The sequence below is a fragment of the Winogradskya consettensis genome, from assembly GCF_018332715.1.
GTDB classification, from domain to species: domain Bacteria; phylum Actinomycetota; class Actinomycetes; order Mycobacteriales; family Micromonosporaceae; genus Actinoplanes; species Actinoplanes consettensis.
The window spans coordinates 68537-84850 of record NZ_BOQP01000013.1 but is presented as its reverse complement, the minus strand read 5'-3'; the positions used below and the strand labels follow the sequence as shown (position 1 = coordinate 84850).

Here is a 16314-nt window from a genome sequence, read left to right as displayed (position 1 = left end):
CAATTACGCTTACGGGTGAACAGCGGTCAGCGACCGTCGCGCGAGGACCTGCGGGATGTCCGCCGGGTTGCTGGGGCGGCACAGGTGATATCCCTGACCGTAGGAGCAGCCCAGCCGGCGGAGCGCCTCGAGCTGGGCGGCGTTCTCGATGCCTTCGGCCACCACGCGCAGTCCCAGGATGTGGCCCAGTTCGACAATGGTGCGTACCAATGCGAGATCTTCGCCGGTGAGCTCGGCCCGCGCGATGAAGGCGCGGTCGATCTTCAGCTCGTCCACCGGCAGTTCCCGCAGGTAGGCCAGGGACGAATAACCCGTCCCGAAGTCGTCGATGGACAGTTGGACGCCCAGCTCACGCAGGCTGGCCAGCGACGCCACCGCCGCATCCGGGTCGCTCATCAGCACCGACTCGGTCAGTTCCAGCGTCACCGCCCCCGAGGGCAGACCGGCCACGGCGAGCGCGCGGGTCACGTTCGCCGCGAACCGCGGGTGCACGAGCTGATGACCCGAGACGTTCACATTCAAGGTCAGATCCGGATGGGTACGCCGCCACGCCGCCACCTGCGCCGCCGACGTCTCCAGCACCCACTGTCCGAGCTCGACGATCAGCCCGGACTCCTCGGCGATCGGGATGAAGTCCACGGGCGACACCAGTCCCCGCGCGGGGCTGTGCCAGCGGATCAGTGCCTCCACGCCCGCGGTCTCGCCGGTGTCCAGGCGTACGAGAGGCTGGTATTGAAGCCGGAACTCGTGCTCCTGGAGCGCGCGCTGCAGGTCCGTACGCAGACTCAGGTAGTTGATCGCCTCGGTGTGCATGTGCGGCTCGTAGACGACGACCTTGCCGGGGCCCTCCTTCTTCGCCCGGTACATCGCCAGGTCCGCGTTGCTCAGCAGGGTGTCCGAGTTCGCGGCCGCGGCCCGGGTGATCGCGACCCCGACGCTGGCGCCGATGAAGATGTCCCGCCCGGCGATGTTGAACGGCTCCTTGACCGTCTCGATCACCCGTTCGCCCACGGCGGTCGCCGCGTCCACCGGCGAGTTGTGCAGCAGGACGGCGAACTCGTCGCCACCGAGGCGTGCCGTGGTGTCGCTCGCGCGTACACATGCCCGGATCCGTCCCGCGACCGCGGCCAGCAACTGATCGCCGGCTTCGTGGCCGAGGCTGTCGTTGACGGCCTTGAACCTGTCCAGGTCGATGAAGAGCACGCTGGTCGGCTCGGTGAGGGCGGCCCGCGACGCCAGCACCCGGTTGAAGATCTTCAGGAACAGGCCGCGGTTGGGCAGGCCGGTGACCGGGTCGTGGTGGGCCTCGCGGACGGCTTCGACCGTACGCGCATCCGTGAGCGCCAGGCTCACCTGCTGAGCGAACGCCGCGAGCTGCTCACGCTGCTCCGAGTACTGGTCCACGGACCCGGGGAGCTGCGCGACGAGGGCGCCGGCCATCTCGCCGGTCACGCGTACGGGGGTGGCGATGATCGTGCCCCAGGCCGGATCGTGCGGATCGACGGCCCGGACGATCACCTGGGCGGTGGCCATGGCTTCGCGCGCCTCGGTGTGCGAGCTGTCCGGGTCGGCGAAGTCGTAGCCTTCCGGGCCGGAGGTCGACGCGACGCTCAGCCGCCGGCCCCGGCCGCCCTCGGCCAGGATCAACGCCACCGGTGCGCCGCCGAGCAGCGCCGCCGTCCCGCTGGTGACCGCGTCCAGGATCTCGGGCAGCGGCTTGCGGTTGGAGATCGCGCGCTGGATCGTCAGCAGCGTCTCGACCAGCCGCTGCCGGGTCTGCGCCTGCTCCAGCAGGATCAGCCGCTCGGTGGCCTCGCGTTCCCGCTCGGCGCGCAGGGTGCGCTCGTCGATCAGCACCCGGATGCTGCGCAGGGCGACGCCGAGGACCTGGGCCATGCCCTGGAGCATCTGGCGTTCCTCGGGCGTGAACGGCTCGTCGAGGCGGCCCACGACCAGCGCGCCTTCGATCGCTTCGCCGAGGGCGCTCGGGACGGCGTACAGATCGCCTAAAGCAGGGACCGACAACGTGCCCGGCGCCCTGGCGATCGAGAGAATTCCCTTGGTGGGTACGTCCGACCCGAACCCCCACGCGCCGTGCACCCGATCGCCGAGCACCACCGCGCCGGCCTCGGCCTCGACCATCTCGCAGGCTCGCTCGACCGCCAGCGAGATGGCCGCGGTCTCATCCGCCGACGCGTTCACGGCGGTGAAGTACTCGGTGAGCTGATGCGTCGACCAGGTATACATGCGTCAGGCCAGCGCAAGCGTGACGAGGGTCAGGGCATGGGTCCCGAGCGAACCACGCGTCCGGGCGATCTCCCCCATCGTGTACGGCCCGCCGAACGGCACCCCGGGCAGCGCGGCGGAGATCGTCGCAGCCTCGGCGCGGATGCCCTCATCGCCCAGCGCGCCCCGCCGCCCGCCGCAGTCGAACGTGAAGACCCCGATCGGTGGCCGCCCGTCGAGCCCCGCGACCGCCTCCTCGCACGACGCGGTGGCCCCGGCGACCAGCGACTCGTAGTCGCTGTCCATCAGCCAGCAGATGGCCCCCTGCGGCATGGTCGCCAGCCCGATCAGTGAACGGTCCGCCTCGTCCGCCGCGACGATGATCCGGATGTCCTCGCCACTGCGCCGGGACAGCCCGATCGCCTGCAACCGGGTGTTGTTCGCGAACAGCTCCGCCGGGTCGGCCATGCCCCGGCGGCGCAGCAGCACGTCCAGCGCGGGTTCGCCGTCCAGCTCCAGGATCCGGGTCTGGTCGCTGCCGGTGATCACCATGGGCGGTTCGACCCGGTGCCAGCCGTGCGCGATACCCACCCCCATCGGCGCGTCCGAGCCGATCGCGACGCCGACAACCGCGCCGGAGACCACCCGGTCGTCGTGGAACTGGAACGAGCGCTTCCCGGTGTCGTTCGCCGCCAGCCCGCCGACCAGCGGCACGGCGGCGCCGACCACCGAGTAGGCGCCCCGGACTATCTCGTGCGGGTTGCCTGACATGCCCTCGCAGATCATCATCAGCGCGGTGTGCGGCCGGTCCATCCCATCCAGCGCGTGTGCCACGTCGGCGCCGGCTTCGCGATGACCGTTGCCGCCGACGTACGCGATGCGCGTACGGATATCGAATCCGTCCCCACCCAGGGCCGTGACCACCACGCCGTCGGTTGTCGCCCCGGCCTCCGAGGAAATTTCGCCGAGGCTGCTACCGCCCACGACCGTCACCCCAGGCCCGACCTCGGCCCGGACGGCGTCGAGCAACGCGGGCACGGCGTGGTTGACCGAGCAGAAGACAAAGACGGCCTTTGGCGTACGCCCGGACAGCGCAGCCGCCGTGGCCTCCGCCCCCGCCTTGGCGGAATCCGGCGCCACACTGTGCCCGACCCCGAACCACCGGTCAGAGAGACTCTGCATGATCTTCTGATCGACCGGTTCGAGAGTTCGCTGAGAGACCTCCTAGGCTGTTACCTCGTGACTGACTCAGACCTTGCGCGGCAGGTCCGCGACGTGAGCCGCCTGACCGGCGAGTTCGTCCTGCGCTCCGGCCGGACCGCGACCGAATACTTCGACAAGTACCAGTTCGAGGCCGACCCGGTCCTGCTCGACCAGCTGGCGGAGCAGATGGCCGTCCTCATCCCCGAGGGCACCGAGGTCCTGGCCGGCCTGGAGATGGGCGGCATCGCGGTGGTCACCGCGGTCGCCCGGCACGCCAAGCTCCCCACCGCCTTCGTCCGCAAACAGGCCAAGCAGTACGGCACCGCCCGCCTCTCCGAGGGCGCCGAGGTCGCCGGCCGCCGCGTCCTGGTCATCGAGGACGTGGTCACCTCCGGCGGTCAGGTCGTCATCTCCACCGAGGAGTTGCGCAAGCTCGGCGCGCACGTCGACCACGCACTCTGCGTCATCGACCGGCAGGAGGGCGGCAGCGAGGCTCTGGCCGAAGCCGGCATCACGCTGCGTGCACTGCTCACCCGCGCGGCTCTCGAGGCCGCTGTTTAAGCGGTCTCCCGAACGATCCATTCCAGGTAGGCCGGGTTGCCGTCGGTGATCGGCAGGGCCAGGACGCAGGGCACGTCGTACTCATGCTCGGCGTCGGCCCGGGCCACGATGTCCGGCACGAGCGAGGCGCGGGTATGCAGGGTGACCCGCGCCTCGGCCTCGTCGTGCACCGTGCCCTCCCACCGGTAGATCGACCGGATCGGGGTGATCTGATGCCCGCATGCCGCCAGCCGATCCTCGACCAGCCGCCGCGTGAACCCGGCCAGCCACTCGGCATCAGCGGCCGTGATGACGACCTCGCACACCGGCTCACCCGTCATGCGTAGAGCGCTTCTTCGACGATCGTGCACCCGTTGGTCGGGCTCTGCGAGAGCTCGATGACGGCGTCGAGGCGGTCCCTCGTACGAGTGAGATCAATGATCTGCTGATTGATCCGCTCCCGCTCGTCGGCGAGCCGGGCCCGTGACTCCGGCGTGTTGACCTTGGCATCGACGCACGGCAGCAGCTCAGCGACCGTCTTGCTGGACAGACCGGCCCCGTAGAGCATCTGGATCAGCTGCACCCGATCGACGGCATCCTCGCGATAGTGACGCTGCCCGCTCGCGCTGCGCTCCGAGGCCAGCAACTCCTGCTCCTCGTAGTAGCGCAACGCCCGGACGCTCACGCCCGCCTTCTCCGCCAGCTCACCGATCCGCACAGTGACTCCCGTCGCAACCCTTGCCTCTGACGTCAACGTCAGGTTCTAGCGTAACCGACATGCAGATCAACGGAGCAACCGTCCTCGTCACCGGCGCCAACCGAGGCCTCGGCCGCCAGTTCACCCAGTCCCTCCTCGACCGGGGAGCAGCCAAGGTCTACGCAACGGCCCGCCGCGCCTCCAGCATCGACCTCCCCGGCGTCACGCCCCTAGAACTCGACATCACCGACCGGGCCTCGATCGCCGCCGCAGCCCTCGCCGCCCCCGACGTCACCATCCTGATCAACAACGCGGGCATCTCCACCGGCGTCAGCCTCGTCACGGGAGACCTGGACGACATCCGCCGAGAACTGGACACCCACTTCTGGGGCACCCTCAACATGATCCGAGCCTTCGCCCCGCAACTCACCGGCGGCGCGATCCTCAACGTGCTGTCGGCGCTGTCCTGGTTCGCGTACGACGGCTCGAACGCCTACGCGGCGGCCAAGGCAGCGGCCTGGAACATGACCAACGGCGTCCGCCTCGAACTGGCCCCCCAGAACACCCTGGTCACCGGCCTCTTCCTCGGCGCCGCCGACACCGACATGGCCGCCTTCTATGACGGCCCCAAGATCGCCCCCGCCACGGTGGTGGCCGCCGGCCTCGACGCCCTGGAAGCCGGAAAACTGGAAGCCCTCGCCGACGACTGGAGCGCCATGGTCAAAGCCTCCCTCGCCGCCGACCCCGCCGACTTCTACAAGCAGGCCCTGACCGCGAGCTGACAGCGCGGCTGAGCTGCGGCTTTACGCCGGGGGGTATACCGATTTCGCGTCCGGGTGGGTGTCGGATACTATTGTCCAGCACGCATCGGGGTGTGGCGCAGCTTGGTAGCGCGCTTCGTTCGGGACGAAGAGGCCGTCGGTTCAAATCCGGCCACCCCGACAGATGTTGCACCAGCTCAGGGCTGGTTCTCCGCGAGGAGGACCGGCCCTGAACTGTTTCCGAGGCTTGGTCCCAGCTTGCTCCAAGTTTCTCCAAATGTTTGGAGCAAGCTGGCCGGGGCTCCCCGCTGGACGAGCTATCTGGCTGCGCTGAGGTCCTTGATCGCGTCGGCGAGGTTGCTCACCGGGGCATAGACGAAGCGCTTGCCGACGCGGCGTCGTTCCAGCAGGTTTGCCTGTTCGAGCGCCACCAGGTCCTGCCTCGCGGTCTCGCCGGATACACGATGCGACATCGAGTGCGAGAGAACTGAGTACGAGACATCCGGGTGCTTCAGTGAGTTCTGCACGAGGGCGAGCTGCCGGGAGTTGAGGTAGTCAGCCTCGTTGCGGAGCTTGGTGCGAAGCTCCTTGACCTCCGCCATCTTGCGCGTGAGGTATTGGTTCAGGTGGTCGATGGCGGTGTGGATGACGCCGAGGTGGTAGTCGAAGAAGTAGGTCAGGTCGTTGTCGTCCACCTCGGTGAGCAGGTACGACCTCGCGTACTTCGCCTGCGCACCCTTCAGGATCCGGGAAACGGAGATGAATTCCGTGATCCAGAATCCCTGATTGAGCATCGACCAGTAGAACAGGATGCGCGCCGTTCGGCCGTTGCCGTCCTCGAAAGGGTGCTCGTAGCCCATCATGAAATGGATCGTCAGCGCACGCAGAACTCCGGGAAGATAGGGCCCGTCGGTGCTGGCCTTGGCGTTGGCGAAGTCGCAGAGGGCCTGCATCCGTTCGGGGATCGTCTCCGCGGGTGGCGGAGTGTGGAGAAGTTCTCCCTGGTCATCGAAGACTGCGATCCGTGCTTCCGCGGGTGTCTGGAACCTGCCGGCCGACTCCGGGTCGTCGAGTGTGCCTTCCGTGACGATGCGCTGCAGGTCGCAGATCAGGTCGATGGTGAGCGGTTCGTGCCGCAGTTCTCCGACTCTCTCCATCGCGCGGAAGTTGTTCAGAATCATTGTTTCGCTGCGGTCGCGAGGTGGCCTTCCGGAGCGGATCATTTCCCGTGCCACCCGCCGGGATGTCGAGGCGCCTTCGATCTGGCTGGAGGTGACCGACTCTTCGATGAGCGAATCGACGAGATACTGATCCCTGTTGGTGGGGTTCGCGACTTCTTCGTTCAGTCCGATACGGCCACCTGTATTGGTGATGACGAAGTCGACGTTGCGCATCACGTCGTCTGGCAGGCAGTAATTGAAGAATCTGCCGTGCTCGTCGGCCAAGGGTAGCCGTCGCTGGACCGTCAGCCGGGCGATTTTGGTTGCCGCCCACCACTGGTCGTGGGTGAGGCCGTTCGGCGGTGTCCGGTGACGCATGGAGTCCCAGTGCAGATATCGACCTTGAGAAACCCCGTATGGAAGATCTTGGACAATTTTGCCGAAGAAGTTTTTGCTCTCCAGGCGCGCGAGTAGCTCGTTCAGCGGCGGTGGAGGCACGGGTATCTGCATGTCTCCGAATCTCCTGCTGACTGTTGTCGGTCGAAGCGAGCTGCGCCCAGGGTCGTTGGAGTCGAACATCGCCTCAGCCACAGCTTGCACCAAGTTTGCTCCAAGTTACTCCAAGTTCTTGGAGCAAATCGCGCGAGACTGAGTCGGCGAGTCGCTGACCTTGGCTTCTTGAGGGGTCCTGGGCTGCGCTTTTCCCTTCAGTCCGGCGCCGGTCGTGATGGCGTCGGCTGCTCCAAATTTGCTCCAAGTTTCTCCAAACATTTGGAGCAAGCGGCTGGGAGCTGGAGCGAGGGTCCCGGGTTTCGGCTGGGGCCTGCCAGGTCTGCGAAGAATTTGGGCCTGGGTTTCAGGGGTGTTGACCAGTGACTATGCCGTCAATGGGCGCGTGCGCGGACAGGGTGGGGTTGCGTCTAGTCGTGCGACCCGTAGCATTGGACAAGTAGTCACGGGACGACTTGGGTGCGTCGCCGGCCAGTGCTCTGCTCGATGACTTTGGGTGGGGCGGGACCGGGCCTCGGATGGTGAGGGCTGGATGGCTTGGTGGCGACCTCTACACCCGCGGAGTGGAGTGAACGGTCATGGGTGAGCCAGTGGTGAGGGTGGAGCGGCCTCGGCGGAGTTTGGGGGAGGTGAAGGTCCAGGTGGGGGTAGCGAAGTCGGCGCTCGCTGTCGGGGGCGGGTTTGCGGGGACTGCTGCGGCGGCTCTTGTGGCTGCTATTCAGGCCGGGATCGGGGATCGTACGGTGCAGTCGGGGTTGTTTGTGATCTGTGGGATTGCCGGGCTGACGCTGGTGACGGCGGCGGTGATGGTCTGGGGGATTTTCAAGGGGCGGGGCTGAGAGCCGGTGGCCCGGGGGCCACCGGGGGGTCAGCGGGGGATGAGGGTGAGGAGGGAGGCTTCGGGGCGGCAGGCGAAGCGGATCGGGGCGGTGGGGTGGGTGCCCAGGCCGGCGGAGACGTGGAGGAAGGCGTTGGAGTTGGGCCAGCGGTGGAGGCCTTTGGCCATGGTTCGGGGGAGGTCGCAGTTGGTGACCAGGGCGCCGTAGGCGGGGACGCAGACCTGGCCGCCGTGGGTGTGGCCGGCCAGGAGGAGGCCGAAGCCGTCGGCGGCCATGGGGTTGAGGACGCGGGAGGCCGGGGTGTGGGTGACGCCGATGTGCAGGTCGGTTTCCGGGGAGGCGGGGCCTGCCACCGAGGGGTAGTCGTCGCGGTCGATGTGGGGGTCGTCGACGCCGGCGAATTCGATGGTGCGGCCGCCGGCTTTGAGGGTGGTGCGGGCGTTGTTGAGGTCGGCCCAGCCTGCGGTGGTGAGGGCGGCGCGGAGGTCTTCCGAGGGGAGGTCGACGCCCTGGATGTATTCGCCCTTGCCGAAGACGTAGGTCAGGGGGTTCTTCCAGACCGGGCCGCGGTAGTCGTTGGAGCCGAAGACGAAGACGCCCGGGATTTCCAGCAGCGGGTTCAGGGCGCGCAGGACGCCCGGGACGGCGTCCGGGGAGGCCATGTTGTCGCCGGTGACGACCACGAGGTCGGGGTCGGTGCCGGCGAGGGCGGCGACCCAGGACTGCTTGCGGCGCTGGTCGGGCATCATGTGCAGGTCGGAGATGTGCAGGATGCGCAGGGGCTCGGCGTCGGGTTCCAGCATCGGGACGTCGAAGCGGCGCAGGGTGAAGAGGTTGCGTTCGACCAGGGCGGCGTACGCGAAAGTGGCGGCGCCGGCGGCGGTCAGCGTGGCGGCTGCGGTGATAAAGGGGCGCTTGCGCATGACGGCAAGAGTAGTTTGACCGTCCATGGGAACGCTGAAAGACCGCCTGACCGATGATCTGCACACCGCGATGAAGGGCCGGGACGAGCTCACCACGTCCACGCTGCGAATGGCGTTGTCTGCTGTCCGCACCGCCGAGGTCTCCGGGAACGCCGCGCGGGAGTTGTCAGACGACGAGGTGCTCGCCGTCCTGACCAAGGAGGCGAAGAAGCGCCGCGAGGCGGCAACCGCGTTCAAGGACGCCGGCCGCACCGAGCAGGCCGAGAAGGAAACCGCCGAGGGTGATCTGCTCGCTCACTACCTCCCGGCCCAGCTGACCGACGAGGAGATCGACAGCCTGGTCGGCGACGCGCTCACGGCGGGCGGTTTCACCAGCAAGGCACAGATGGGCCCGGCCATGAAGTCGGCCCAGGCTGCTGTGGCCGGTCGCGCCGAGGGAGGCCGAGTGGCCGCATCAGTACGCCGTCAGCTCGGCTAGCCTTCCGCGCCCGCGTCACGAGGTCGATGTGCAAGCCACCGAAGCCCACCGCTACCGACGAGGAGGCTTAGCCGGGTCGTCCGGCTTGTCCTTGTCGTCCTTCTTGTCGTCTTCTTTTTTGCCCTTGCTGATTTCGATGCTGACGAAGCCGTTCTTGATGGTCCGGCCGCTGGGGTTGGTGCCCGCGGCTGTGCCCTTGGGGCAGTCGGACTCGACTTCCTGGCCCGTCGTGGCGCTGAAGCCGGCGCTTTCGACGCGGGACTTGGCGTTGTCGATGGTGGCGCAGGTGACGTCGGGGATCGAGCGCTGGTCGCCGATGGAGATCTTCTTGCTGCCCGGGCGCTTGAACTGGACCTTGGGCTTGCCCTTGAGGAAGTCTTTCATCGTGTTCCACACCGCTGGGTTGACGATGGCGTGGTCCATGCGGTCCGTGTGGTTCTGCCAGTCCGGGTTGACCAGGTAGCCCGCGACGGCGAGCGAGCTGCTGCCGATGATCAGGGCGGCGGTCTTGTCGTGGTCGGTGGTGCCGGTCTTGCCGTAGATCGGGTGGTCGATGATGCCGTGGGCCTGGGGTGCGGTGCGGCCCTGGCAGTTGCCGAGCTGAGCCGAGTCGCCGACCGGGCAGCGGGCGGCGTCGAGCGCCGCGCGGGCCACGTCGGGTGAGGTGGCGCGGGTGCAGTGCGGCTTGCCGACGTCGAGTTTGTCGCCGCTGATCGTGGTGATCTGCTCGACCGGGGTCGGGGTGCAGTACATGCCGTCGCCGGCGAGGGTGGCGTACGCGTTGGCCATGTCGAGCGGCGTGGACGAGGAGACGCCCAGGGTGAACGCGCCCCACTGGTGTGCGGAGGCTTCGTCGTTGGCGAAGTCGTAGTCCTGCTTGGCGCGGAACTGGACACCGAAGCGCTTGGCGACGTCGACGACCTTCTCGGCGCCGACCCGCTCCTGCAGCGGCACGAAGTAGGTGTTCACCGAGGCGCCGAAGCCGGTCCACATGTTGAAGACGCCGGCCTCGCTGGCGGACGCGTTCGACGGGCAGTAGTACTTGCCGTTACAGGTCGACGGGCCGGGCGCGACGATGTACTTGGAGATGTACTTCGCCGGGGCGTTGATCGAATACGCCAGGGGGTAGCCGTTCTCCAGCGCCGCCACCATGGTGAACATCTTGAACACCGAGCCGGCCTGGTAGCCGTTGATGTCGCCACCACCGCTGAGCAGCGGGTTGGTGGTGTTCGGGTAGGTGCTCTTGATCTTCTTTTTCGCCTTGGCCGGGTCCGAGGAGATCTTGTTGTTCGCGTCGTCGAGCTTGAACTTGCGGTTCGCGGCGAGCGCCCGGACCTTGCCGGTGCCGGGCTGGATGCCGGCGAGCAGCAGCGCGTTCTTGTTGGTGTCCTTGATCTCGTCGCTGATGTTCTCGCGGGCGGCGTTCTGCGCCTTGATGTCGAGCGAGGTCTGGATGCGGTAGCCGCCGCCCTTGAGCCGGCGCTCGCGGTCGTACGTGGTGCTGCCGAACTCGTCGCGGCTGAGCCACCAGCGGTAGAAGTAGTCGCAGAAGAAGCCCCAGCTGTTCGTCTTGACCGAGACGCAGCCGTTGCCGACGTGCTGGACCGTGCGGCTGATCTTGACCGCGATCGCCTTCTGGTAGTCGGCGGGGGTGATGAAGCCGAGCTCCTGCATGTCGTTCAGCACGTAGTTGCGCCGGTCCAGCGCCTGCGGGTAGCCGCTGGCGGTGGTCGGGTTGAACGCCGTGGGCGCCTTCACCATGCTCGCCAGCAGCGCTGCCTCGGCGACCGAGAGATCCTTGGGCTTCTTCTTGAAGTAGACCTGGGAAGCCGCGGCGACGCCGTAGGAGCCGTTTCCGAAGGGCGCCTGGTTGAGATAGTGCTCCAGGATCTGCTCCTTGGAGAGCTCCTTCTCGACCTGCATGGCGTACTTCATCTCGGTGATCTTGCGCTTGGGGGTGTCCTTGGTGGCGTCGACGACTTCCTGCGGATTTGTCGCGGAATAGGCCAGCGACATTCGGACGTACTGCATGGTGAGCGTTGAGGCGCCCTGCTGGGACTTGCCGCTCTTGTTGTTGACGAACGCGCGGGCGACGCCCTTGAGGTCGACGCCGTTGTGTTCGAAGAACTCGTGGTCCTCCGCCGCGACGATCGCGTTCTGCATGTTCTTCGAGATGTCCTTCAGCGGCACTTCGCTGCGGAACTCGTCATAGAAGACTGCGATCTGCGTCTTGTTGTCGGAAGCGAAGATACGGCTTACCTGAGGCGTGTTGGCCGTTTTGAGTTCGCTGGGAAGGCTTGCGAAGGTTTCGCCGCCCGCCTTTGCCGCAAGGCCTGACATCGCCACCGCCGGGAACGCCGCCGCGGCGACGACAACGCCCGCGAGCAGGCCACAGATCAGCAGCGAGGTCGCATTGGCGAAGATGTTGTGATCGCGTCTGCGCATCCAGGAGGTCACCTGAGCAGGGTACGCGAAAGGCGCCGATGACCAAGCGTCGAGAAGGTCACGGTTCGCCCAGAATGAGTCTGTACCGCCAGTCGTCAGGCCATCACGATTTCTGAGAATTCACGGCAACTTTTCTCCGTCCGGTCAGTACGGGATGCCCGGAACTCCCGAGGTATACGTATTTGAGGGACAACGTTGCGTAATCGCCCGACTACGGAGCATGATGGTCCGGCGAGCTATCGCACGACGTCTGTACGGCTTGGGGGACATGAGCCAACGGGCGTCAGGGGGTGAATGCAAGGGGGGACGTGAACAGATGGGGATGATCAGCGACTGGCCCAGCATGGCGGCGTGTCAGAGTGGCGACCCTGACGCGCTTTTCGTGCAGGGCGCCGAGCAGAACGTGGCCAAGAGAATCTGCCGCAGCTGCCCGGTCCGCTACGAATGCCTCGCGGATGCGCTGGACAACCGGATTGAATTCGGTGTCTGGGGAGGCATGACCGAACGGGAGCGCCGCGCTCTGTTACGCCGGCACCCGCATGTGGCCAGCTGGCGGAAGATGTTCGAGGCCGCACTGCGCGAGAAGGGCGCAGACAAGGTGTTGGTCTCCACTCGCTGACCTATCCCGCGAGTGCAGTGCCGATCGTTCGCAGCCCGTCGACGTCATGGACATCGGCGGGCTGCGCTGTGACCGCCACCGCCGGGACCTGAGGGAACGCGTCGGTGAAGCGGGCTGCGACCCGTACCTCACGCTCGATCTGCCGGAGCAGGCCGGCGTGCACCCGCAGCGCCTCCGCGGTGACCTGCTGGTCTCCCTCAGCGTCCAGCTGTGCGGCCGCAGCCTCGGCCTCGGCGAGCGAGATCGTGTCGAACGCGACCTCGTGCGTGCGGTTGAGCACCAGGCCGGCCAGCGGCATGCGCTCGGCCACCAGCCGCTCGGCGAAATAGGCAGCCTCCCGGACGGCGTCCCGCTCCGGGGCTGCGACCAGCAGGAAAGCGGTCTGCGGGTCCTGCAGGATGCGGTAGGTCTCGTCGGCGCGCTGCCGGAAGCCACCGAACATGGAGTCGAGCGCGGCCACGAAGCCCGACAGGTCGGTCAGCAACTGGGCGCCGAGGATCTTCTGCACGGCCCGGGAGAACACCCCGAACGAGGCCGTGACCAGGCTGAACATGCTCCGCCCGCCGCGCGCGGGCGCCATCAGCATGCGCAGCATCCGGCCGTCGAGGAACCGCGACAGTCGCGCGGGGGCGTCGAGGAAGTCGAGCGCCGAGCGTGACGGCGGGGTGTCGACGATGATCAGGTCCCACTCGTCGGCCGAGCGCAGCTGACCCAGTTTCTCCATCGCCATGTACTCCTGGGTGCCGGAGAACGTCGAGCTCATGGCCTGGTAGAACGGGTTGGCGAAGATCTCCGCGGCGCGCTGCGGCGAGGTGTGCGTCTGCACGACCTCGTCGAAGGTCCGCTTCATGTCGAGCATCATGGCGTGCAGCTCGCCGCCGGTGGCCTCGGTGTCGATGCCCTTGACCTGCCGCGGTGTGTTGTCCAGCTCGGTCAGGCCCATCGACTGGGCGAGCCGGCGGGCCGGGTCGATGGTCAGCACGACCGTGCGCCGGCCGTGCACTTCCGCCGCGCGCAGCCCGAGAGCCGCGGCGGTGGTCGTCTTGCCCACTCCGCCGGCGCCACAGCAGACCACGATGCGGGTGGCCGGGTCGGCCAGCAGCGCGTCGACGTCCAAGAGCGGAGCGGTCTGATCAGCCACGCTTCGAGCGTACTGACTCTTGGCATCCGAAGAGGGGTAGGGCGCTGCGGAGTGTGGCGGGTCAGACACCCATCAGTAGTTCTGAGAGCCGATTCAGGCCGTCCCGGTCGACGCCGCCGTCGAGCAGGGGCAGCTCGACCACGGGATGGTCGGCCTCCAGGAGCTCGGCGCGCAGCGACTCCTCCAGCTCACGGCGGGTCAGATGCGCCTTCGCCTCGGACTGCAGGCCGGCGACGGAGGCCGGGTCGCTCGGCAGGCCGGCCGCGATCAGGCCGCGTTTGAGCTCGGTCTTGGTGAGCCGCGCGCCGGCGAGCAACGGTGGCCGGGCGCCGTTGACGATGATGCGCCCCACCGGGATGTTGAGCGCGGTGAGTTCCTCGATCGCGTCGAGGCTCTCCTGCACCGGCATCTCCTCGAGGAGCGTCACCACGTGCACCGAGGTGATCGGCGAGCGCAGCAGGGAGGAAACCCCGTCGCTCTGGGTCTTGATGGGGCCCATCTTCGCCAGCCGCGCGGTCTCGGTCGTGACGTTGAGGAACCGCCCGATCCGGCCGGTCGGGGGCGCGTCCAGCACCACCGCGTCGTACGCCCGGCGACCACTGTCGGAGCGGGTGGTGGCCTCCTTGACCTTGCCGGTGAGAAGCACGTCACGCAGGCCGGGGGCGATCGTGGTGGCGAAGTCGATCGCGCCGATCTTGCGCAGCGCCCGGCCGGCCGCGCCGAGCTTGTAGAACATGTCGAGATATTCGAGCAGCGCCTCCTCGGGGTCGACGGCGAGGGCGCGCACCTCACCGTCGGCCCTGGGCGGCGTGGCGATCCGCAGCTCCTTGTAGGGCAGCGGCTCGAGCCCGAAGAGCTGGGCGATGCCCTGCCGGCCCTCGACCTCGACCAGCAGGGTGCGATGCCCGCCCGCGGCGAGACCCAGCGCCAGGGCGGCCGCGACGGTGGTCTTGCCGGTGCCGCCCTTGCCGGTCACGACGTGCAGACGTGCCGGCCACTCGTTTCGCCCCATGAGATCGAGAGTACGACCAGACCGGTCAGCCGCTGACGTCGCAGACGAGCCAGCCGGTCTTACGGATGACGGTGAACGTGAGCCGCTGCTCGGCGCTCTTCTCGTCGTCGGTGGTCATCGTCAGCTGGACGCCGACCGTGGCCCGCTCGGTGCTCAGGCCGGACACCGACGGGTTCTCCCAGCTGAAGGATGGCGCCTGGTACTCCGTCGCGTACGCCCTGATCTGGTTGACCCTGGTCTGCAGCTCGGCGGCATCACGCGCCTCGCGGCAGACGAGGTTCTCCGCGGCGGTCGCGTTCTGCTGGGTGTAGATCGCGGTCATGAAGCGGTCGACCGCGGTGGCCGGATCGGGCGCGCCCTTGCCGCTGTCCGCGTCGCGCAGCAGCAGATAGGCCGAGACCGTCCCGCCGGCGAAAAGCAGAAGGACCAGGACAAGAGCGAGAACGATCCAGCGCCCGGTACGTCGCCGCGGCCGCTCGTCGTCGTACGCCGTCTCGGTCGCGTGCGGATCGAACGGCACCTCCCAGGGATGCGGCAGCATGCTGAGCGGGATGGCCTCGTCGGGCTCGTCGTGCTGCACCCCGGGCTGCACCTCGGCCGGCGGGGAATGCTCGAAGGCGAGATGGTCCGGCGCATGGGTGTGCCACTCACCCGGCTTCTCGTGCTTGGCGCGGAACGGCTCCGCGGACAGCCTCTGATGCCAGCCGACCTCGTCCTCGTCCTCGCCCGGCTCGTCGGCCGAGTGCTGGGCCGCCCAGGGAATGAGCGGCTCGAACTCCTCCGTCGGATAGTCGGCGGGGTAGACCGTGGGGGTCTGATGGGGGGTTTCGCCCGGGTATGCGCCCATGGGCGGCCACTCGGGCAGACCCGCGGTCGTCTGCGCGGGCCCGCCTGGCGACGGTTGCGTCATCGTGCTCCCTGATGAGGCCCGGGGGCCGCACCTCCCCGCCATGAGCGTAATGGAATCCGGATGCCCGCGAGGCAGCTCCGGCTGCCTGACTAGGCTGGCGCAATGCAGAAGTGGGAATACGTGACGGTGCCCTTGCTGGTCCACGCGACCAAGCAGATCCTCGACAACTGGGGCGAGGACGGCTGGGAGCTCGTGCAGGTTGTGCCGGGCCCGAACCCGGACCAGCTGGTGGCTTACATGAAGCGGACCAAGTCATGATCGACTGCACCGGTAGCGAGGGACGAGCGAAGGGCCAGGAGAGCATGACCAAGGCGGCTCAGTCATGACGACGCCGTTGACGGGTGAGGGTGGCGCGGAGGTCTACGCGAAGCTCGCCGAGATGGGTCTGAAGCTGCCGAGCGTGGTCCCGCCGCTCGCGGCGTACGTTCCGGCTGTGCAGTCCGGGAACTACGTCTACGTCTCCGGGCAGCTGCCGATGGTCGACGGAAAGCTGCCCTACACGGGCAAGGTCGGCGCCGACGTCACCGTCGAGCAGGGCACCGAGCTGGCCCGCAACTGCGCGCTGAACGCGCTCGCCGCGATCGACGCGCTGGTCGGGCTCGGCCGGGTCGTGAAGATCGTCAAGGTCACCGGCTTCGTCGCCTCCGCCGAGGGTTTCACCGGTCAGCCCGCCGTGATCAACGGTGCTTCGCAGCTCTTCGGTGACGTCCTGGGCGAGCAGGGCCGGCACGCGCGCAGTGCGGTCGGCGTCGCGGAGCTGCCGCTCGGCGCCCCCGTCGAGGTCGAGGTCATCGCAGAGATCGCCTGACCTGTGGGTTTGGTCGCCGGACGTGACCGTGGGTGACCGGGT

The 16314-nt window shown here is 67.7% G+C and carries 17 protein-coding genes and 1 tRNA gene; 8 read left to right on the top strand and 10 right to left on the bottom strand.

Going from position 1 to position 16314, the window contains the following annotated elements; translation table 11 throughout:
- Window positions 1–9 precede the first annotated feature (9 nt).
- Together Aco04nite_RS15280 and Aco04nite_RS15275 are read right to left on the bottom strand one after the other, a co-directional pair.
- Window positions 10–2247, bottom strand: a complete 2238-nt coding sequence (locus tag Aco04nite_RS15280) for a putative bifunctional diguanylate cyclase/phosphodiesterase (protein ID WP_212997885.1) — start codon at window positions 2245–2247, stop codon at window positions 10–12.
- A gap of 3 nt (window positions 2248–2250) precedes the next feature.
- Window positions 2251–3408, bottom strand: a complete 1158-nt coding sequence (locus Aco04nite_RS15275; protein ID WP_212997884.1) for an FIST signal transduction protein — start codon at window positions 3406–3408, stop codon at window positions 2251–2253.
- 57 nt (window positions 3409–3465) lie between these two features.
- On the opposite strand from Aco04nite_RS15275, the gene pyrE reads away from it, so the two are divergent.
- Window positions 3466–3990, top strand: coding sequence for an orotate phosphoribosyltransferase (gene pyrE / locus Aco04nite_RS15270; RefSeq protein ID WP_212997883.1), 525 nt, complete (start codon window positions 3466–3468; stop codon window positions 3988–3990).
- On the opposite strand, the gene cutA is transcribed toward pyrE, so the two are convergent.
- Together cutA and Aco04nite_RS15260 are read right to left on the bottom strand one after the other, a co-directional pair.
- Window positions 3987–4310, bottom strand: a complete 324-nt coding sequence (gene cutA / locus Aco04nite_RS15265) for a divalent-cation tolerance protein CutA (protein ID WP_212997882.1) — start codon at window positions 4308–4310, stop codon at window positions 3987–3989. The two genes, pyrE and cutA, sit on opposite strands and share 4 nt — an antisense overlap.
- Window positions 4307–4687, bottom strand: a complete 381-nt coding sequence (locus tag Aco04nite_RS15260; RefSeq protein ID WP_212997881.1) for a MerR family transcriptional regulator — start codon at window positions 4685–4687, stop codon at window positions 4307–4309. Before Aco04nite_RS15260 ends, cutA begins: the two co-directional genes overlap by 4 nt.
- Before the next feature lie 59 nt (window positions 4688–4746).
- Between Aco04nite_RS15260 and Aco04nite_RS15255 the strand changes: the two genes are divergently transcribed.
- Complete coding sequence (locus Aco04nite_RS15255; protein ID WP_212997880.1) at window positions 4747–5448, top strand: SDR family oxidoreductase; 702 nt, start codon at window positions 4747–4749, stop codon at window positions 5446–5448.
- An 86-nt stretch (window positions 5449–5534) separates the two neighbouring features.
- Window positions 5535–5608 (top strand) — tRNA-Pro (locus tag Aco04nite_RS15250).
- A gap of 136 nt (window positions 5609–5744) precedes the next feature.
- Here the strand turns inward: Aco04nite_RS15250 and Aco04nite_RS15245 are convergent.
- Window positions 5745–7097 (bottom strand): Fic family protein, encoded by a 1353-nt coding sequence (locus tag Aco04nite_RS15245; RefSeq protein ID WP_212997879.1) that lies wholly within the window; start codon window positions 7095–7097, stop codon window positions 5745–5747.
- Window positions 7098–7726: 629 nt separating this feature from the next.
- On the opposite strand from Aco04nite_RS15245, the gene Aco04nite_RS15240 reads away from it, so the two are divergent.
- On the top strand, window positions 7727–7936 hold the full coding sequence (locus Aco04nite_RS15240) for a hypothetical protein (RefSeq protein ID WP_212997878.1): 210 nt from the start codon (window positions 7727–7729) through the stop codon (window positions 7934–7936).
- 29 nt (window positions 7937–7965) lie between these two features.
- On the opposite strand, the gene Aco04nite_RS15235 is transcribed toward Aco04nite_RS15240, so the two are convergent.
- Window positions 7966–8859: a metallophosphoesterase gene (locus Aco04nite_RS15235; protein ID WP_212997877.1), complete on the bottom strand. Its 894-nt coding sequence runs from the start codon at window positions 8857–8859 to the stop codon at window positions 7966–7968.
- A gap of 25 nt (window positions 8860–8884) precedes the next feature.
- Between Aco04nite_RS15235 and Aco04nite_RS15230 the strand changes: the two genes are divergently transcribed.
- The gene (locus Aco04nite_RS15230) at window positions 8885–9337 is read left to right on the top strand and encodes a GatB/YqeY domain-containing protein (protein ID WP_212997876.1); all 453 of its coding nucleotides are present in this window, start codon (window positions 8885–8887) and stop codon (window positions 9335–9337) included.
- Between the two features lie 51 nt (window positions 9338–9388).
- On the opposite strand, the gene Aco04nite_RS15225 is transcribed toward Aco04nite_RS15230, so the two are convergent.
- Window positions 9389–11782: a transglycosylase domain-containing protein gene (locus Aco04nite_RS15225; RefSeq protein WP_212997953.1), complete on the bottom strand. Its 2394-nt coding sequence runs from the start codon at window positions 11780–11782 to the stop codon at window positions 9389–9391.
- 316 nt (window positions 11783–12098) lie between these two features.
- On the opposite strand from Aco04nite_RS15225, the gene Aco04nite_RS15220 reads away from it, so the two are divergent.
- Window positions 12099–12401, top strand: coding sequence for a WhiB family transcriptional regulator (locus Aco04nite_RS15220; protein WP_041832981.1), 303 nt, complete (start codon window positions 12099–12101; stop codon window positions 12399–12401).
- Window position 12402: 1 nt separating this feature from the next.
- On the opposite strand, the gene bagB is transcribed toward Aco04nite_RS15220, so the two are convergent.
- The 3 genes from bagB to Aco04nite_RS15205 all read right to left on the bottom strand — a co-directional run bounded on the left by bagB (window position 12403) and on the right by Aco04nite_RS15205 (window position 15464).
- Window positions 12403–13542 (bottom strand): ArsA family ATPase, encoded by a 1140-nt coding sequence (gene bagB / locus Aco04nite_RS15215; RefSeq protein ID WP_212997875.1) that lies wholly within the window; start codon window positions 13540–13542, stop codon window positions 12403–12405.
- A gap of 61 nt (window positions 13543–13603) precedes the next feature.
- Window positions 13604–14554, bottom strand: a complete 951-nt coding sequence (bagA, locus tag Aco04nite_RS15210) for an ATPase BagA (RefSeq protein ID WP_212997874.1) — start codon at window positions 14552–14554, stop codon at window positions 13604–13606.
- Window positions 14555–14579: 25 nt separating this feature from the next.
- Window positions 14580–15464, bottom strand: a complete 885-nt coding sequence (locus Aco04nite_RS15205) for an Rv0361 family membrane protein (RefSeq protein ID WP_212997873.1) — start codon at window positions 15462–15464, stop codon at window positions 14580–14582.
- Between the two features lie 102 nt (window positions 15465–15566).
- On the opposite strand from Aco04nite_RS15205, the gene sp36 reads away from it, so the two are divergent.
- Both sp36 and Aco04nite_RS15195 read left to right on the top strand, forming a co-directional pair.
- Window positions 15567–15722 carry a Sp36 family protein gene (gene sp36, locus Aco04nite_RS15200; protein ID WP_212997872.1) on the top strand — a complete coding sequence of 52 codons (156 nt, stop codon included), beginning with the start codon at window positions 15567–15569 and terminating at the stop codon, window positions 15720–15722.
- Between the two features lie 64 nt (window positions 15723–15786).
- Window positions 15787–16272 carry a RidA family protein gene (locus Aco04nite_RS15195; RefSeq protein ID WP_212997871.1) on the top strand — a complete coding sequence of 162 codons (486 nt, stop codon included), beginning with the start codon at window positions 15787–15789 and terminating at the stop codon, window positions 16270–16272.
- Window positions 16273–16314: the final 42 nt, after the last annotated feature.

What these genes read in the sequence shown, in the direction of transcription:
- Aco04nite_RS15280 (WP_212997885.1), bottom strand. Translation starts at nt 2,247, where the DNA reads ATGTATACCTGGTCGACGCATCAGCTCACCGAGTACTTCACCGCCGTG.
- Aco04nite_RS15275 (WP_212997884.1), bottom strand. Translation starts at nt 3,408, where the DNA reads ATGCAGAGTCTCTCTGACCGGTGGTTCGGGGTCGGGCACAGTGTGGCG.
- cutA (WP_212997882.1), bottom strand. Translation starts at nt 4,310, where the DNA reads ATGACGGGTGAGCCGGTGTGCGAGGTCGTCATCACGGCCGCTGATGCC.
- Aco04nite_RS15255 (WP_212997880.1), top strand. Translation starts at nt 4,747, where the DNA reads ATGCAGATCAACGGAGCAACCGTCCTCGTCACCGGCGCCAACCGAGGC.
- Aco04nite_RS15245 (WP_212997879.1), bottom strand. Translation starts at nt 7,097, where the DNA reads ATGCAGATACCCGTGCCTCCACCGCCGCTGAACGAGCTACTCGCGCGC.
- Aco04nite_RS15235 (WP_212997877.1), bottom strand. Translation starts at nt 8,859, where the DNA reads ATGCGCAAGCGCCCCTTTATCACCGCAGCCGCCACGCTGACCGCCGCC.
- Aco04nite_RS15230 (WP_212997876.1), top strand. Translation starts at nt 8,885, where the DNA reads ATGGGAACGCTGAAAGACCGCCTGACCGATGATCTGCACACCGCGATG.
- Aco04nite_RS15225 (WP_212997953.1), bottom strand. Translation starts at nt 11,782, where the DNA reads ATGCGCAGACGCGATCACAACATCTTCGCCAATGCGACCTCGCTGCTG.
- Aco04nite_RS15220 (WP_041832981.1), top strand. Translation starts at nt 12,099, where the DNA reads ATGGGGATGATCAGCGACTGGCCCAGCATGGCGGCGTGTCAGAGTGGC.
- bagA (WP_212997874.1), bottom strand. Translation starts at nt 14,554, where the DNA reads ATGGGGCGAAACGAGTGGCCGGCACGTCTGCACGTCGTGACCGGCAAG.
- Aco04nite_RS15205 (WP_212997873.1), bottom strand. Translation starts at nt 15,464, where the DNA reads ATGACGCAACCGTCGCCAGGCGGGCCCGCGCAGACGACCGCGGGTCTG.
- sp36 (WP_212997872.1), top strand. Translation starts at nt 15,567, where the DNA reads ATGCAGAAGTGGGAATACGTGACGGTGCCCTTGCTGGTCCACGCGACC.
- Aco04nite_RS15195 (WP_212997871.1), top strand. Translation starts at nt 15,787, where the DNA reads ATGACGACGCCGTTGACGGGTGAGGGTGGCGCGGAGGTCTACGCGAAG.